Source organism: Gracilibacillus lacisalsi DSM 19029, from assembly GCF_000377765.1.
Taxonomy (GTDB): Bacteria; Bacillota; Bacilli; order Bacillales; family Amphibacillaceae; genus Gracilibacillus; species Gracilibacillus lacisalsi.
Genome location: NZ_KB898704.1, coordinates 1 through 1,336, shown reverse-complemented (window position 1 = coordinate 1,336; position 1,336 = coordinate 1). Strand labels below are relative to the sequence as shown.

General features: G+C 54.6%; 1 rRNA gene. It reads left to right on the top strand.

Annotated elements, in window-relative coordinates:
• Positions 1-1,334: ribosomal RNA gene (locus D569_RS0122180) — 23S ribosomal RNA — on the top strand; the annotation flags it as partial.
• Positions 1,335-1,336 lie beyond the last annotated feature (2 nt).

Below are 1,336 nucleotides of genomic sequence, written 5' to 3'. Positions count from 1 at the left end.
AGTACCGAAGTTCCGGATTTCACGCTGCCAAGAAAAGCCTCTAGCAAGGAAACGGGTGCCCGTACCGCAAACCGACACAGGTAGGCGAGGAGAGAATCCTAAGGTGATCGGGAGAACTCTCGTTAAGGAACTCGGCAAAATGACCCCGTAACTTCGGGAGAAGGGGTGCTTCTTTTGCGAGAAGCCGCAGTGAAAAGGCCCAAGCGACTGTTTAGCAAAAACACAGGTCTCTGCGAAGCCGAAAGGCGAAGTATAGGGGCTGACACCTGCCCGGTGCTGGAAGGTTAAGGGGATGCGTTAGCTTCTGCGAAGCGTTGAACCGAAGCCCCAGTAAACGGCGGCCGTAACTATAACGGTCCTAAGGTAGCGAAATTCCTTGTCGGGTAAGTTCCGACCCGCACGAAAGGTGCAACGACTTGGGCACTGTCTCAACGAGAGACCCGGTGAAATTATACTATGTGTGAAGATGCACATTACCCGCGACAGGACGGAAAGACCCCGTGGAGCTTTACTGTAGCCTGATATTGAATGTTGGTACAGCTTGTACAGGATAGGTGGGAGCCTGAGATGCGTGAGCGCTAGCTTACGTGGAGGCGCCGGTGGGATACCACCCTGGCTGTATTGACCTTCTAACCCAGAACCGTGATCCGGTTCGGAGACAGTGTCAGGTGGGCAGTTTGACTGGGGCGGTCGCCTCCCAAAATGTAACGGAGGCGCCCAAAGGTTCCCTCAGAATGGTTGGAAATCATTCGCAGAGTGTAAAGGCAGAAGGGAGCTTGACTGCGAGACCTACAAGTCGAGCAGGGACGAAAGTCGGGCTTAGTGATCCGGCGGTACCGAATGGAAGGGCCGTCGCTCAACGGATAAAAGCTACCCCGGGGATAACAGGCTTATCTCCCCCAAGAGTCCACATCGACGGGGAGGTTTGGCACCTCGATGTCGGCTCATCGCATCCTGGGGCTGTAGTCGGTCCCAAGGGTTGGGCTGTTCGCCCATTAAAGCGGTACGCGAGCTGGGTTCAGAACGTCGTGAGACAGTTCGGTCCCTATCCGTCGTGGGCGTTGGAAGTTTGAGAGGAGCTGTCCTTAGTACGAGAGGACCGGGATGGACACACCGCTGGTGCACCAGTTGTTCCGCCAGGAGCATCGCTGGGTAGCTACGTGTGGCAGGGATAAGTGCTGAAAGCATCTAAGCATGAAGCCCCCCTCAAGATGAGACTTCCCATCTATTCGATAGAGTAAGATCCCTCAGAGACGATGAGGTAGATAGGTTCGAGGTGGAAGCATGGTGACATGTGCAGCTGACGAATACTAATCGATCGAGGACTTAACTATAC